This is a genomic window from Citrobacter cronae (genome assembly GCF_016893685.1).
Classification (GTDB): domain Bacteria; phylum Pseudomonadota; class Gammaproteobacteria; order Enterobacterales; family Enterobacteriaceae; genus Citrobacter; species Citrobacter werkmanii.
On record NZ_CP069763.1, the window covers coordinates 3,961,605 to 3,962,834 of the forward strand.

The 1,230-nt window shown below is 51.0% G+C and carries 1 protein-coding gene; it reads left to right on the top strand.

Annotated elements, in window-relative coordinates; translation table 11 throughout:
* The first annotated feature begins 62 nt into the window (after positions 1–62).
* A protein-coding gene (locus JSN25_RS17125; RefSeq protein ID WP_204525173.1) for an IS3 family transposase occupies positions 63–1,210 on the top strand; the annotation gives its coding sequence in 2 pieces (ribosomal slippage) (positions 63–300 and positions 300–1,210; 1,149 coding nt in all).
* Positions 1,211–1,230: the final 20 nt, after the last annotated feature.

Consider the following 1,230-nt stretch of genomic DNA (forward strand, 5'->3'; position numbering starts at 1 on the left):
GAATCGCCACGGGTTTAACAGACACCTCAGAGTCATTTAAGATGACTTAAAGAGAGGTGCCCATGAGCGGTAAACGTTATCCCGAAGAGTTTAAAATTGAAGCAGTCAAACAGGTTGTTGATCGCGGTCATTCTGTTGCCAGCGTTGCAACACGTCTCGATATCACCACCCACAGCCTTTACGCCTGGATAAAGAAGTACGGTCCAGATTCTTCCACTAATAAAGAAGAGTCAGATGCTCAGGCCGAGATCCGCCGTCTCCAGAAAGAGCTGAAGCGGGTTACTGACGAACGGGACATATTAAAAAAAGCCGCGGCGTACTTCGCAAAGCTGTCCGACTGAGGTACGCCTTTATTCGTGACAACTCCCGTTGCTGGCCTGTTCGTCTGCTCTGTCGGGTGCTGGATGTTCATCCCAGTGGTTTTTACGCCTGGCTTCAGCAGCCGCATTCACAACGCCATCAGGCAGACCTGAGGCTGACAGGGCAGATTAAACAGTTCTGGCTGGAATCGGGATGCGTCTATGGTTATCGCAAGATCCATCTGGACTTGCGGGATAGCGGTCAACAGTGCGGAGTGAACAGAGTCTGGCGACTGATGAATCGTGCCGGGATAAAGGCTCAGGTCGGGTACCGGAGCCCGCGGGCACGCAAAGGCGAGGCCAGTATCGTATCGCCCAACAGGCTCCAGCGACAGTTCAATCCGGATGCTCCGGATAAGCGTTGGGTAACGGACATAACCTACATCAGGACCCACGAAGGCTGGCTGTATCTTGCTGTGGTTGTTGATCTGTTCTCACGCAAAATTATCGGCTGGTCAATGCAATCCCGGATGACAAAGGACATTGTCCTGAACGCACTGCTGATGGCTGTATGGCGGCGTAATCCCCAAAAACAGGTGCTGGTTCATTCGGATCAGGGCAGTCAGTACACAAGCCATGAGTGGCAGTCGTTCCTGAAATCACACGGCCTGGAGGGCAGCATGAGCCGTCGCGGTAACTGCCATGATAATGCGGTTGCAGAAAGCTTTTTCCAGTTGTTGAAACGTGAACGGATAAAGAAAAAAATCTACGGAACGCGGGAAGAAGCCCGCAGCGATATTTTTGATTACATCGAAATGTTTTATAACAGTAAGCGTCGGCATGGTTCGAGCAATCAGATGTCACCGACAGAATATGAAAACCAGTATTATCAACGGCTCGGAAGTGTCTAGATTATCCGTGGCGATTCACA